Genomic DNA, 12524 nt, shown 5'->3' with positions numbered 1-12524 from the left:
ACGCTGCAAAACGAAATTATTCGAAAGGAATAGCGAATTATGCCTTTAAAAACATTTAGACCATTCACCCCTTCGAACCGCTATAAGGTTCTTCCAGGGTTTGAAGAAATTACAAAATCAACACCAGAGAAGTCGCTTCTACAGCCACTTAAAAGAACTGGTGGCCGTAACAACCGCGGTCGTATCACATGCCGCCACATCGGTGGTGGACACAAGCGTAAGTATCGTCTCGTTGACTTCAAACGTCGTAAGTTCGACGTAGAAGCGACAGTCGTTGCTATCGAATACGATCCGAACCGTACATGCCGCATTGCACTCATCGAGTACACTGACGGTCAGAAGAGCTACATTCTTGCTCCAGTCGGCCTTCAGGTCGGTGCTAAGGTTGTTGCTGGTGAGAAAGTTGCACCTAAAGTAGGTAATGCAACACCACTTAAGAACGTACCTCTCGGTACAAGCATTCACAACATCGAGCTCGTTCCGGGCGCAGGTGGTAAGGTTGCTCGTTCCGCGGGTCAGGAAGCTGTGCTTTCTAACCGTGAAGAAGGATACGCTCTCGTTAAGATGCCATCTGGTGAAATCCGTAAGTTCAACGACAACTGTCTTTGTACAATCGGTCAAGTCGGTAACCGCGATCACATGAACGAGGTTTCTGGTAAAGCAGGCCGCTCACGCTGGCAGGGCAAGCGCCCAACAGTTCGCGGTATGTGTATGAACCCAGTTGATCACCCGAACGGTGGTGGTGAAGGTAAATCTAAGTCCGGTGGTGGTCGTCAGCACCTCAAGTCTCCTTGGGGTCACGTTAAGGGTCAGAAGACTCGTAAGAGAATCAAGCACAGCGATAAGTTCATCGTATCCCGTCGCACCAAGTAATTGAACTCAATACAGAATCTTTAACCAATTTAACATTATGCCAAGATCACTTAAAAAAGGACCATTCGTGGATCAAAAGCTTCTTGATAAGATCGATGCTGCTGTCGAAGGCGGCAACAAAAAACCGATCAAAACATGGAGCCGTCGTTCAATGATTACACCTGACTTTGTTGGCCACAACTTCGCAGTTCACAACGGCAAAACATTTGTTGCCGTTTATGTAACTGAGAACATGGTTGGACACAAACTCGGTGAATTCGCACCGACACGTATCTTCAAAGCTCACGGAGGTATCGGTAAGAAGTAATCCCGTCTGTTTCATTTTATGCGCGCTCCTTTTTCACTTTCAGTATTTGCAGGGGCTTTACTCCTCGGTGCTGGAGTGGGTAGCGCGCAACAAAATGAATCAACAGATGCTCGCCTTCTCAGGCTGGAACAACAAGTAGCCAGCCTTCAATTACATAATCAGACGCTCTCAGAGGCCCTTGCTCACGCCAAAAAGCAAGAGCAAGAAGCCACCAGAGAGCTGGAGACAATCCGCCTAGACCTTGAGGCGCTCGGAACCTACCCACTGGGGACAGATGATGAGAGACTCAAACAGGCGGTGGCCAACCGCAAGGTGCTCGAGGATAGACTCAGTAGGCTGGAAACAGCCGCACTGAAGCTCACCGACCAGGTGCGTGAATACCTCAAAACTGCCTTTGCCGCTGACGCCGAAGCACGACTAAATGTAGAATCTGCTATCAGAGGACTTGACGTCGAGCTCGGAATAAGGCACAAGCCGCGTCCCCAAGTGGAGTTTGGTAACCTACAGGAAGCCAAAATCATCAGTATCGACAGCCAATCTGGCCTGCTGGTATTGAACGCTGGGGAAAAGCAGCAAGTGCGCATCGGCATGACATTCCGTATCCTACGCGGGAACAGCCAAATAGCCGAAGCTATCATAGCTAGGGTCCGCCCAGATATATCTGGAGCCTTAGTTGTGACACTCGAAGACACCAATAACGCGGTTCGCCTCGGCGACATCGCATCCATCAAGACGAATTAACAAATCAGGAAATAATCATCCAACGGAACCAAATCCATGGAAGTAAAATCAACATACAAATACGCTCGCGTCTCCGCTAAGAAAGCACGTGACGTGGCCCGCGAAATTCAGGGTCTTCCTGTGTCTTCCGCACTTGACGCACTGACCTTCACACCAAAGAAATCAGCTGTGCTCATTGCTAAGACACTGAAGTCCGCAATCGCTAACGCAGAAAACAACTTCGAACTCGATGCAGACGAACTCATCGTAAAAGAAGCAACAGTCGGTGAAGGTCCAACCTTCAAGCGCTTCAAACCACGTGCCCGCGGTTCCGCAGGTGCTATCCGTAAGCGCACTAGCCACATCTTCATCACTCTTGCCCCTAAGGCAGAAGCATAAACAACCACTTAAAGAACCAATATTATGGGACAGAAAGTAAATCCTATCGCATTCCGCCTCGCAGTCTCCAAGGACTGGCGTTCTAAGTGGTATGCTAAAGGCCAAGACTACTCCGCTAAACTCCACGAAGATCTTAAGATTCGTAAGTACATCAAGGGACGTCTTCAGTTCGCAGCTCTTTCACGCGTCACTATCGAGCGTGCATGGAACAGCGTTCGCGTCACACTTCACACCTCACGTCCAGGTCTTGTGATCGGCCGTAAAGGTGCTGAGATCGAAAAGATGACATCTGACATCTCCAAGATCTGTGGTGGTTGCCAAGTGAAGATCGATATCATCGAGATTCGTAAGCCTGAGCTCGACGCTCAGCTCGTAGCAGAAAATATAGCCGTTCAGCTCGAACGCCGTATTGCTTTCCGCCGCGCTATGAAACGCTCCATCCAGACTGCAATGGAATTCGGTGCCGACGGCATCCGTGTTCGCTGCGCAGGTCGTCTCGGTGGTGCTGATATTGCTCGTGCAGAGTGGTACCGCGAAGGTAAAGTACCTCTTCAAACTCTCCGTGTACCTATCGACTACGGCTTCGCAGAAGCTTCTACAGTCTACGGCATCATCGGTGTTAAAGTTTGGATCAACAAAAAGGAAGAAAAGCTCACAGCAGGTGGTGGACGTAATGACCGTGGTGGCCGTCGTGGTGGCCGTGGTGGTGAACGCCGCGAGCGTCGTCAGGGCTAAACTTTATAAACTTAAAACTAGGAATATAGAATTATGCCTTTAATGCCAAAACGCACGAAGTTCCGCAAATCACAGCGAGGTAATCGCGGTGGTAATGCACAGCGCGGAACTGACGTAAGCTTCGGTGACTTTGGTCTCCAATCTCTCGGTCGCTCATGGATGAGTAACCGTCAGATCGAAGCGTGCCGTATCTCAATCAACCGCTACCTCAAGCGTAAGGGTAAAGTATACATCCGTGTCTTCCCTCACAAATCAGTAACAGGTCGTCCACCAGAAACTCGTATGGGTAAAGGTAAAGGCGCTGTTGATCGTTGGGTTGCAGTAATCAAGCCGGGCACTATGATCTTCGAGATCGCCGGTGTCCCTGAAGCAGACGCGAAGGAAGCTCTTCGTCTTGCATCAAACAAGCTTGGTTTCCGCACTCGTTTCGTTGAGCGTAACAAGCTTGCGTAATCCTCAGAATATTAACCAAGAATAGAATCAACTATCATGGCTACAAAAATTAGCGACATCCGCGAACTTTCTGCTGAGGAACTGAGCACTCGTCTCCGCGAACTCAAGCAGGAAGCTCTTACACTCCGTCTCCAGCAGTCCACAGGACAGCTCGAAAACACTGCACGCCTCAAGGCAATCCGCCGCGAAGTTGCACGTGTGAACACTGTTCTCACTGAACTCCGTAACAAGTAACACCAAACAAAGGATAAACAAACATGAGCGAATCAAACACTAAGCCAGGTTTACGCAAGTCCCGCGTTGGCGTTGTTGTCTCCACAGGTATGGAAAAGACTATCGTAGTAGAATACGTAGCTCGCGTTCCACACCCACGCTTCAAGAAAATCGTTAAGCGCACGAAGAAATTCTACGCTCACGATGAAGAAGGTAAGGCAGCTGTTGGCGACAAGGTACGTATCACCGAAACTAAGCCTATTTCTAAGCTTAAGTGCTGGGAACTTACAGAAGTTCTCTCACACTAATCACATCTAAAGGATTCGGCATCACTCATCGTGGTGCCGACCTCCATCTCTGTAACAATTTAACTGACTACAAATTTATGATTCAAATGGAATCCTCAGTAGCGATCGCCGACAACACTGGCGCACGCTCTGCTAAAATGATTGGTGTCCTCGGAACACGTTCCAAGGTTGCTAACGTAGGTGACGTCATCACTGCACACGTTCGCGAAGCTATTCCTACTGCTTCCGTGAAAAAAGGTGCTGTTGTGAAATGTGTTATCGTTCGTACCGCTGCACCTATCCGTCGTAAAGACGGTTCTGTGCTTCGTTTCGACGGAAATGCTGCAGTCATCATTGATAAGGACAACAACCCTAAAGGTACTCGTATCTTCGGCCCTGTTGCTCGTGAACTTCGTGAGAAGCAGTTCATGAAGATCGTATCCCTCGCTCCAGAGGTACTCTAACTCTAAACTGACTGAACTATCATGGCACACGTAAAAAAGGGTGACAAAGTACAGGTTATCGCAGGCGCACACAAAGGTGCTACTGGCACTGTAAGTTCTGTGAACGAAGCTAAGCAACGTGTAATCGTTGAAGGCGTTCGCAAGATCAAGAAAGCTATCAAGCGCTCCGAAGCTAACCCAGAAGGCGGCATCGAAGAAATCGACGGCCCAATCGCACTCTCCAATGTTAAGAAAGTAGGTTAAGCTACTCTCTTCCCGAGATTTTCAAAAAGCGGTTCTCAGCAATGAGAGCCGCTTTTTTTGTGTTAAAAAACAGACTTGGTGACAATTAAAAGGTAAGGCGCGAGAAATTAAGGCTAGGCTGATGAATCGAGAGATGACATGATGAACAGCTTTCCATTCGATTTCTTGAAAGAAATTTAACCTTTATGAGGTACAAAAAGTTAATTTATACCAAATGCCTATGAAAAAGTTCCAATTCTTTTACCCAGCTATGAGCCTCGGTTTGATATCAATCCTCGCAGTCTCGGCTGAGTCTGGCTCTGAGAATGATGTAATCTCTACTAAAGATGGTCTCAAGGTTCTCTATGTGACCCATGAGCCAGGCAAGTATCATGATTATACGCCACAGCGGGAAATCTTTGAAGAAATTGCCAAAAGGAATGGTTGGAACCTCACAGTGATGTCGGGCTCTTTTGATGAAGTTGAAGACAAGCTCGCTTCTAATGAGAACTTTGGAGTTGGCTCTGATGTCATTGTTTACAATGTGTGTATGGCGCACAGCGACAGGCTTGAGGCTCCGCATAATATTATCACTCACACTAAGGAGAAAGGCATTCCGTCATTGCTCATTCACGGCTCGCTCCACAGTTTCTGGCCGACCTATAAAGCAGGAAAGAATGATCTGGCGAGTCGGGTATGTCCCGTAGGAGCAAATGAGAAAGTGCAGGCGAAGAAAGGTCTCGTTGCTGAATGGAAGAAATCTCACCCAGGTGTAGAATTCCCAGCATGGCCGAATATGACAGGAATTGCATCGGTGAAGCACGGACCGCGCAAGCCAGTAGAGGCGATAGCTCTCGATGAATCTCATCCTATTTTTGACGGTCTAAAAGGCTATACCACGCACGAGCAAGCTGAGCTTTATAACAACTATATCACAGCAAAAGACTCACCTAAGACAACCGTGTTGATGAAGGGTAAGCAAGGTAAAGATCAAGCAGCAATTCTCTGGGAACATCCCGTTGGGAAATCTAAGTCTGTTTCATTTACCCTTGGGCATAGCGTCGCAGAGTGGCAGCAAGAGCCATTCCAGAAGCTATTGACAAATTCGGTGAATTATCTCGGCAGCAGCAAGTAAGTTTTCATTCTAGCTGACACTTAATTTTTAGAAACAAGGATCTATGGAAAACTTCGTGGTTAGAATCTATGTATGAAGAGCGTAGTTCTACTGTTATGTGTAGTGGCTTTTAGTGAACGCTTCGCGGGAATGATGTTATTATCTACGGCGACGATGTTGGGTATGGAGATGTTGGAGTTTATGACTTTGAGATGATTCCGACTCCGGATATTGATAAGCCTCTCAAGTGAGGGTTTATTATTTACCGACGGGCCATCGACGTCATAACATTTCAAGTATTACCAGCCAATGTCGTCAGTTAGAATGAGCACGATGCTAAGTTTTTTAATAGAAATTTACGTTCTCCACAATTGATTCTGAGAACGCAAATGGTTGTACTCTATGCTATGAGGGCTTCGAGAGCTTTGCCGTAGGCTACGTAGCTGTCATAGCATTGTTGCCAGTCTGGTTCTTGGCCATCGGTGACATGAAAGACTGTGGCAACGTGTGGCTCGATAGCAATGAATCCAGAATAGTTAGATTTCGCTAGATCATTGAGTATTTCTTTGACGTAGCCTTGCCCCTTGCCTGGGAATACATATTCAGGCTCTTCACCCTCGGCGGGTGGATTGAGACAGTCTTTAATATGGATATGGACAATGTGCTCTTTCGTTGCGCGATAGAACTCCATTGCATCTTGCCATGGAAAGGAACCATCTGCCTGCGGCTTACTACGGTCTTTCTGGAAGACTGGATTCCCGGTGTCAAAGATCAGTTTGAGATCAGGGACTTCTTCAATGATGCGCAGGGTATGCTCTGCTGAAAAGCCTCCCCAATTCATGCAGTTTTCGTGCGCGACAGTGAGACCGGCATCGGTGAATCGGTTAGTGATTTCGCGGAGGCGGCGGAAGCGCTCCTGCTCGAACTGGTCATTTCCCCAGGGTTCTTGAGCGTAGGACATGACACGGACTATGTCGGTTCCGAGTCGCTGCATGCGTGGGATCGCACGCTCTACTTCACCCAGCGTAATCTCAAAGTCGGTATGAATCGATTTTGCCCAGTTTCCAATGAGCGAACCGAATTCAGCAATCTTGATACCTGCCGAATCTAATTCTCCGGCCGCCTGCTCAAATTCCTGCTGCGAGAGTTCGTGGATGTTTTTGCCATTAATGCCACGTGCTGAAATGTAGTCCCAGCCAAGTTCTTTGGTGGCATTGATCTGTGATGTTAGATCGCGTGCCGCTTCATCTGCGAATCCAGTGAGTTTCATAGAAAAGTCTTAGAGTTTACGGATCGCCATATTCTTAAAGGATATCTCGGTGTCGGAATGATCTTGGATATAGATTCCTCCAGTGTGCGTACCAAAATCGAGGATCTTGTTTTTGAAGTATTTGGAATCTTCAAAGCGCTTCTTCCAGTCCTCAGATCCGATTTCGATAGTGAGAACCTTCTGGCCATTAAGCCAATGCTCTAGGGTATTACCTTTGGCAACGATGCGACCGGTATTCCATTCTCCTGCTGGATTGAGTTTGCGTGGAGTTTCTTCTTCCTTGATTTCGTAAAGTTCAGCTGTGCGATGCGAAACGCTATTGTCGCGGTAGTTCACGTCATCGATAATTTGGTATTCGAAACCAGTGGAGTTAGCTTGACGGTACTTGATACCGCTGTTGCAATTTTCGTGGATATTGAATTCAAATTTGAGTTCAAAATCGGAGAAAGTTTGCTTAGTTTCAATGCTGCCACCGCGGCCTTCACCATCTTGTTTTAGAGTCATGACTCCGTCTTTGAGCGACCAGCGTGCGCCGATTTCTTTCGCGCGTTTCCCTTTGCTGTTTGCCGCAGGCTGCCAAAGTGTGTTGATGTCGTCAGTCTTTAGAAGATTGATCCACTCGTTAGATTTTTCCCCAGCGAAGGAGAGTGTGGAGCTTACGGCGAGTAGTGTGATGGATTGTATAATAGATTTCATAGGTTTTTAATAATGATTAGAGTTCGATACGTTTGGAGCCATTTTGAGCGGACTCATAAATGGCGCAGATGAGAGCGACTGCGCGGCGTGCTTCAGCGCCGTTGGTGAGTGGTTCACGTCCTTCTTGGATAGCTGCGACGACATTTTCAAAATTGCGCTGGTGGCCAAGGAAGTCTATGGCGTTGGGGTCATTGGCACCCATGCCTTTTTGAGCAGAGGTGGTCATGAGTTCTTTTTTGATACGCGCGTCTTCAGATTGTTCTTCCATAAAGTCCCAGACGCGGAAGGAGGTGTCTGCCATGAAGGCTGAGCCCTTTTCTCCGCAGACGTGGACTTCGGCCGGGTGACCATCGCTCGACCAGCAAGCCGTGGATCCGTGAATGACACCGAGGGCACCACTTTCAAATTCAACGGTTGCTACGGCAGTGTCTTCGACTTCGATACCTTCGTGGATAAGGCAACCCATGTTAGCCGTGACGGCTTTGACTGGGCCACAGAGATAGAGTAGCTGGTCGATCGTGTGGATCGACTGATTCATCAGCGCGCCACCGCCATCGAGTTTCCAAGTTCCACGCCAGGCTCCAGAATCGTAGTAGGCTTGGTCGCGATACCATTTGATGGAGGCTTCGGCCATGGTGATTTTTCCAAAGCGTCCTGCATCGATCGCTTGCTTAAATTCTTCAATCGCAGGGTAGAAGCGGCGATTGAAGATGCCGGCGCAGGTGACAGCATTTTCGGCGCAGACCTGGAGCATTTCGTCAACTCGCTCAGGCGTCACCTCGAGCGGCTTTTCGCAGATGATGTGTTTGCCCGCTTTAGCGGCAGCAATCACTGGGTCGAGGTGTGCTCCCGAGACTGTAGCAATCGTAACGATTTCGATGTTAGGATCTGCTAGAAGTTCTTCTATTGATTCATAAGCTTGGCAATCGAAGTCCGCAGCGAGTGATTTTGTTTTATCAAATGAGCGTCCAGCGATTCCTTTGAGTGTTCCGTTGGACATGGCTTGGATCGCTTCTGCGTGGAAGCGAGCGATCATGCCTGAGCCGATAATTCCGAAGTTCATGACTGTGAGTTTAGGATGCTTTTGCTGATTTATTTTTGATGGCGAAGCTAATGAGTCCAAGAGCTGCGAGGACGGCGAGCGCAGTAAGTCCGTAGACGCCGGGGGTTCCTTTGTTGAGCAGAGCCCAGACTGAAGCGAAGCCTGCGAGGAAGAGGCCGGTGAGCATGAGTATGTTCACAGTGATGAGCTTGCCTCCTGTGAGTTTTTCTTTGCCAAGAGTGTGCTTCGAGTTCATGAGAAGAACGAAGATGAGGTAGGCGATCGGGAGCAAGGTGGTCGCAATCACTGAGGCTGGTATCGCCATGGCTGTCTTATTCGCGCCTGACCAAAGGTAGGGAGCGAGGGCTGCAGTAACTGCTGGGATGGCTGCCCCGATGAGAAATGGCTTTTTCGCTTCTGGTTTACCTATAGCTTGTGAAATGGCGAAACCGTTCATCAACATGTGAACGATCATGGTTGAGAGTGCCATTGCGAGAATGCCGATACCGAAGATCATTTGTGAAGCAGTGCTGCCGACGAGTGGGGCGAGTGCGGTGGCAAGTTGTTTGGCATCTCGCTTAGTGATGTACGCTGCGATTTCACGGTCGGCTAGTGGCAGCTGGTCGGCTTTTTCTTTGAGAGTTTTCTCGGTGAATTCGATATTTTCGAATTGGAGTCTGCCCTTGAGGTTGGCGTAATAGCCGTCTTCTAGAGCGATTGGCTGGCCAGCTTCGTTGAGGACATCTGCTGACTTACCATGGAATTGTGCAGAAGAGGTAATGACTAGGAATGATGCTGCGATCATGAATGGAATTGCGAGTCCGAGGACGAGATCATAGCGTGAGAGCTCACGGTCCTTTTTCTCCCATCCACGCTTTTTCAGCGTGTAGGGCAGAAGGAAAGTCATGTTGATTCCGACTGCTGCACCAAAAGCAGTGATAATGATATCGCGCTGAGAATGAGAGATGGTTTCCGACCAATAGGACGCTGCTTCACCCGTGGCCGCGATGGCTGGTTGGAGAGTTTCTGCTGGGTTGAAGAGTGCGGTGAAGTTAGGAATGAAACCTTTGATAAGTGATGGGAAATCGACATTGCCATTGGCCATGTTTACTGTCGCTGACCCGAAAAAGCAGAGGATGACGATCGCCACCATGATCTTGAGGATATTCTCAAAGGTAGCTACGCCTTTTGAGCCCGAGCTGTAAAAGTAAACGACACCGAAAGCAGTGACGGCAAGCAAGCTGGTGATGATGTATGGGTTTACATCCGCTAGACCAAAGTTTTGTTGGACAATGCCTAGTCCGAGAGAGGCTTGAGCGGGACAGAAAACGCAGTCGGCAATCACAGTGGCGATGAGCCACGCCCAAGCGAGGACTGGAGAAATGTGCTTACAGGTGGAAACGAATGGAGTTTCTTCTGTGCTGAGCGTTACGTAAGCGAGAGAGGCGAGCATGATCACACCAAAGACCATCGCCATTGGCTGGAGCCAGAGCAGACCATTGCCGCCGATGACGCCGAGATAGAGCGCACCGACGAGCGAACCGCCGCCAAGTGTAACGGCTGCTTGGAGCCAGCCAGGACCGGACTGTTTTGCGTATTTGAGAAGTTTACTCATAGTTGTAGTGAGCCTAGCTTACTTTGTTAGAAGAGCTGGCTGAGTTTTGTAGGTTTTTGAGCTGAGGAGATTAAATGGACATGGAGTTGAAGCCGCCATCGACGACGAGTTCGTGACCGGTGATGAATCGGCCAGCTTTTTCTGAGGCGAGAAGGACGGTGGCTCCTATGAGTTCGTCTGGGTCACCGAAACGGTTAGATGGGGTCTTGCCTAGAATTTGCGCGACGCGTGAGGCGTCTAGGACCTTACGGTTTTGTTCTGCAGGGAAGAAGCCAGGTACTAGGGTGTTAACGCGGATACCATCTTCAGCCCATTCGCGGGCGAGGTTTTTAGAGAGATTGTGCACGGCAGCTTTCGACGCGGAATAGGTAAAGACGCGGGAAAGCGGGTTGAGTCCAGAGATCGAGCCTAGGTTAATGATCGAGCCTGGTCTCTTTTCCCGGAGGAAGTAGTGGCCGAATGCTTGGCAGGCCCGGACAGTTCCAGCGAAGTTAATGTCCATGATACTTGAGAGCTCTTCTTCAGTGATATCGAGGAAAGGCGTGGGGGAGTTGATACCAGCACCATTGATGAGGATGTCTATTGCTCCTGATTTTTTGGTGACTTCAAGGATGATAGAATTGAGGGAATCACGGGTGGCAACATCTCCTTTAAGGAAATAACCTGAGCCGTCTGTGTCGGCGATGACGGAGAGTTTTTCGTTCGCTTTTTTTTCGTTGCGACCGACGAGGACTACTTCCGCACCTGCTCTTGCTAGCCCGATAGCCATGTGGCCACAGAGTTCGCCAGTGCCGCCGATAACGACAGCAACTTTGCCTTTAAGGTCGAATAATGAATCTAGATAGCTCATGAAATTAGGGTGAGTGGTGGTGATTGATGGATTGGTTGAGGTGCTAGGTATTCTTTCACATTGTAGTAAGAGATATTCTGAGCTGTTTGAGAGAGAAGAGACTTGTCGTTAGGCATTTCGCCAGAGATTGCTTTTTCCGCGAGGAAGCTGCTGAGGATGCGGCGGTAGTAGTCGTGTCTGACATAGCTAGTAAATGAGCGACTGTCAGTGAGCATGCCAATGTGGGTGCCGATGGCTGAGAGCTGAGTGGTTAGGTCCAGTTGGGCTTGGATACCCGGGACGTTATCGAGGTGCCACCATGCGGCTCCGTATTGAAGCTTCCCAGCGCTGGGGGCTTGTTGGAAATTCTGAAGGGCGCAGCAGAGCGATGCGCTTTCATTGGGGTTGAGGTTGTACACGACTGTTTTCGGAAGTTGGTCGAGCGCATCCAGTTCGTTGAGGAAGTGTATTAAGAGGTCTGTTTGTGACCATGATCCCATTGTGTCGAATCCTGAATCAGGACCAGTTTGGGCGCTGAGTCGGGTGTTGACTCGACGTAGAGGTCCAAGGTGCAGTTGCAGGATCCAACTTTTTTCATGGTTCCATTTTGCGATTTCTATCAGCGCCTTGTATGCAGGACTTCCGGGAGTGGGGATGTGGTCGATTCCGTGGTCGGACATCAGACACCCAGATGCGTGGAAGTAGTCGTGACGTTCTTTCAGTGAAGTGAGGTCGATGGATTCAGCCAAAAGATATTTATCTGGGCGGTAGGTCGGTACGACTGCGGTGCTAATCTTAGAATTTTTAATATCAATATGGTCAGCGAGGTCGTCGTAGGGATCATCAGTGGTTCCGATGAGTTCTACTTTAAATTGTTTCAGTAAGGAGCTTACCGAGATTTTACTTTGTAGTTGTTGATTGGCTTCGCTCCAAATGGCTTCAGCAGTGTTTGCATTGAGCTGTTTGGTAATTCCAAAGACCTGGTTCAATTCCATGTGAGCCCATTGATAGACGGGATTGCCAATAGCGAGTGGAAGGCTCGCTGCGAAGGCTAGGAATTTTTCCTTAGGCTCAGCATTACCGGTAATGAGGTGTTCGCCAACTCCACAGGCTCGCATGAGTCGCCATTTGTAGTGATCGTGCTTGAGCCATAACTCCCAAATGTTTTCAAATTGTTGGTCGTGCAGGATTTCTGCTGCTGGTAAATGAGTGTGGTAATCGATGATCGGTAGATTTTTTACCGATTGATAGAGTTCGTGGGCGAGTGGTGAAGTAAGGAGCATAT

The 12524-nt window shown here is 48.8% G+C and carries 17 protein-coding genes; 11 read left to right on the top strand and 6 right to left on the bottom strand.

The window, feature by feature from the left end:
• Positions 1-39 precede the first annotated feature (39 nt).
• From rplB to ACFPK9_RS06640, 11 genes are all read left to right on the top strand, one after another.
• The gene (rplB, locus tag ACFPK9_RS06690) at positions 40-873 is read left to right on the top strand and encodes a 50S ribosomal protein L2 (protein WP_377094060.1); all 834 of its coding nucleotides are present in this window, start codon (positions 40-42) and stop codon (positions 871-873) included.
• A 37-nt stretch (positions 874-910) separates the two neighbouring features.
• On the top strand, positions 911-1180 hold the full coding sequence (rpsS, locus tag ACFPK9_RS06685) for a 30S ribosomal protein S19 (protein ID WP_377094059.1): 270 nt from the start codon (positions 911-913) through the stop codon (positions 1178-1180).
• Positions 1181-1198: 18 nt separating this feature from the next.
• Positions 1199-1921: a hypothetical protein gene (locus ACFPK9_RS06680; RefSeq protein WP_377094058.1), complete on the top strand. Its 723-nt coding sequence runs from the start codon at positions 1199-1201 to the stop codon at positions 1919-1921.
• A gap of 36 nt (positions 1922-1957) precedes the next feature.
• Entirely contained in the window at positions 1958-2299 is a 342-nt protein-coding gene (rplV, locus tag ACFPK9_RS06675) for a 50S ribosomal protein L22 (RefSeq protein ID WP_377094057.1), read from the top strand.
• A gap of 24 nt (positions 2300-2323) precedes the next feature.
• The gene (gene rpsC, locus ACFPK9_RS06670) at positions 2324-3034 is read left to right on the top strand and encodes a 30S ribosomal protein S3 (RefSeq protein ID WP_377094056.1); all 711 of its coding nucleotides are present in this window, start codon (positions 2324-2326) and stop codon (positions 3032-3034) included.
• A 33-nt stretch (positions 3035-3067) separates the two neighbouring features.
• Entirely contained in the window at positions 3068-3487 is a 420-nt protein-coding gene (rplP, locus tag ACFPK9_RS06665; RefSeq protein WP_377089222.1) for a 50S ribosomal protein L16, read from the top strand.
• A 36-nt stretch (positions 3488-3523) separates the two neighbouring features.
• A complete protein-coding gene (rpmC, locus tag ACFPK9_RS06660; RefSeq protein WP_377094055.1) occupies positions 3524-3721 on the top strand; it encodes a 50S ribosomal protein L29 in 198 nt (65 codons plus the stop codon).
• Between the two features lie 23 nt (positions 3722-3744).
• Complete coding sequence (gene rpsQ, locus ACFPK9_RS06655) at positions 3745-4008, top strand: 30S ribosomal protein S17 (RefSeq protein ID WP_377094054.1); 264 nt, start codon at positions 3745-3747, stop codon at positions 4006-4008.
• Between the two features lie 77 nt (positions 4009-4085).
• Positions 4086-4451, top strand: a complete 366-nt coding sequence (rplN, locus tag ACFPK9_RS06650) for a 50S ribosomal protein L14 (protein WP_377094053.1) — start codon at positions 4086-4088, stop codon at positions 4449-4451.
• 21 nt (positions 4452-4472) lie between these two features.
• Positions 4473-4694: a 50S ribosomal protein L24 gene (gene rplX / locus ACFPK9_RS06645; RefSeq protein ID WP_377094052.1), complete on the top strand. Its 222-nt coding sequence runs from the start codon at positions 4473-4475 to the stop codon at positions 4692-4694.
• 220 nt (positions 4695-4914) lie between these two features.
• Positions 4915-5808, top strand: coding sequence for a ThuA domain-containing protein (locus ACFPK9_RS06640; protein WP_377094051.1), 894 nt, complete (start codon positions 4915-4917; stop codon positions 5806-5808).
• Between the two features lie 379 nt (positions 5809-6187).
• Here ACFPK9_RS06640 and ACFPK9_RS06635 read toward each other — a convergent pair whose 3' ends face one another.
• The 6 genes from ACFPK9_RS06635 to ACFPK9_RS06610 all read right to left on the bottom strand — a co-directional run bounded on the left by ACFPK9_RS06635 (position 6188) and on the right by ACFPK9_RS06610 (position 12522).
• A complete protein-coding gene (locus ACFPK9_RS06635; protein WP_377094050.1) occupies positions 6188-7057 on the bottom strand; it encodes a sugar phosphate isomerase/epimerase family protein in 870 nt (289 codons plus the stop codon).
• 9 nt (positions 7058-7066) lie between these two features.
• Positions 7067-7753 carry a 3-keto-disaccharide hydrolase gene (locus ACFPK9_RS06630; protein WP_377094049.1) on the bottom strand — a complete coding sequence of 229 codons (687 nt, stop codon included), beginning with the start codon at positions 7751-7753 and terminating at the stop codon, positions 7067-7069.
• A gap of 16 nt (positions 7754-7769) precedes the next feature.
• A complete protein-coding gene (locus ACFPK9_RS06625) occupies positions 7770-8816 on the bottom strand; it encodes a Gfo/Idh/MocA family protein (protein ID WP_377094048.1) in 1047 nt (348 codons plus the stop codon).
• 10 nt (positions 8817-8826) lie between these two features.
• Entirely contained in the window at positions 8827-10410 is a 1584-nt protein-coding gene (locus ACFPK9_RS06620; protein WP_377094047.1) for a divalent metal cation transporter, read from the bottom strand.
• A gap of 70 nt (positions 10411-10480) precedes the next feature.
• Entirely contained in the window at positions 10481-11260 is a 780-nt protein-coding gene (locus ACFPK9_RS06615; protein ID WP_377094046.1) for an SDR family oxidoreductase, read from the bottom strand.
• On the bottom strand, positions 11257-12522 hold the full coding sequence (locus ACFPK9_RS06610; protein WP_377094045.1) for a glucuronate isomerase: 1266 nt from the start codon (positions 12520-12522) through the stop codon (positions 11257-11259). The genes ACFPK9_RS06615 and ACFPK9_RS06610 overlap by 4 nt, the downstream gene beginning before the upstream one ends.
• Positions 12523-12524: the final 2 nt, after the last annotated feature.

The sequence above is a fragment of the Rubritalea spongiae genome (assembly GCF_042652385.1).
GTDB classification, from domain to species: domain Bacteria; phylum Verrucomicrobiota; class Verrucomicrobiia; order Verrucomicrobiales; family Akkermansiaceae; genus Rubritalea; species Rubritalea spongiae.
This window is presented reverse-complemented; position numbering and strand designations above follow the sequence as displayed.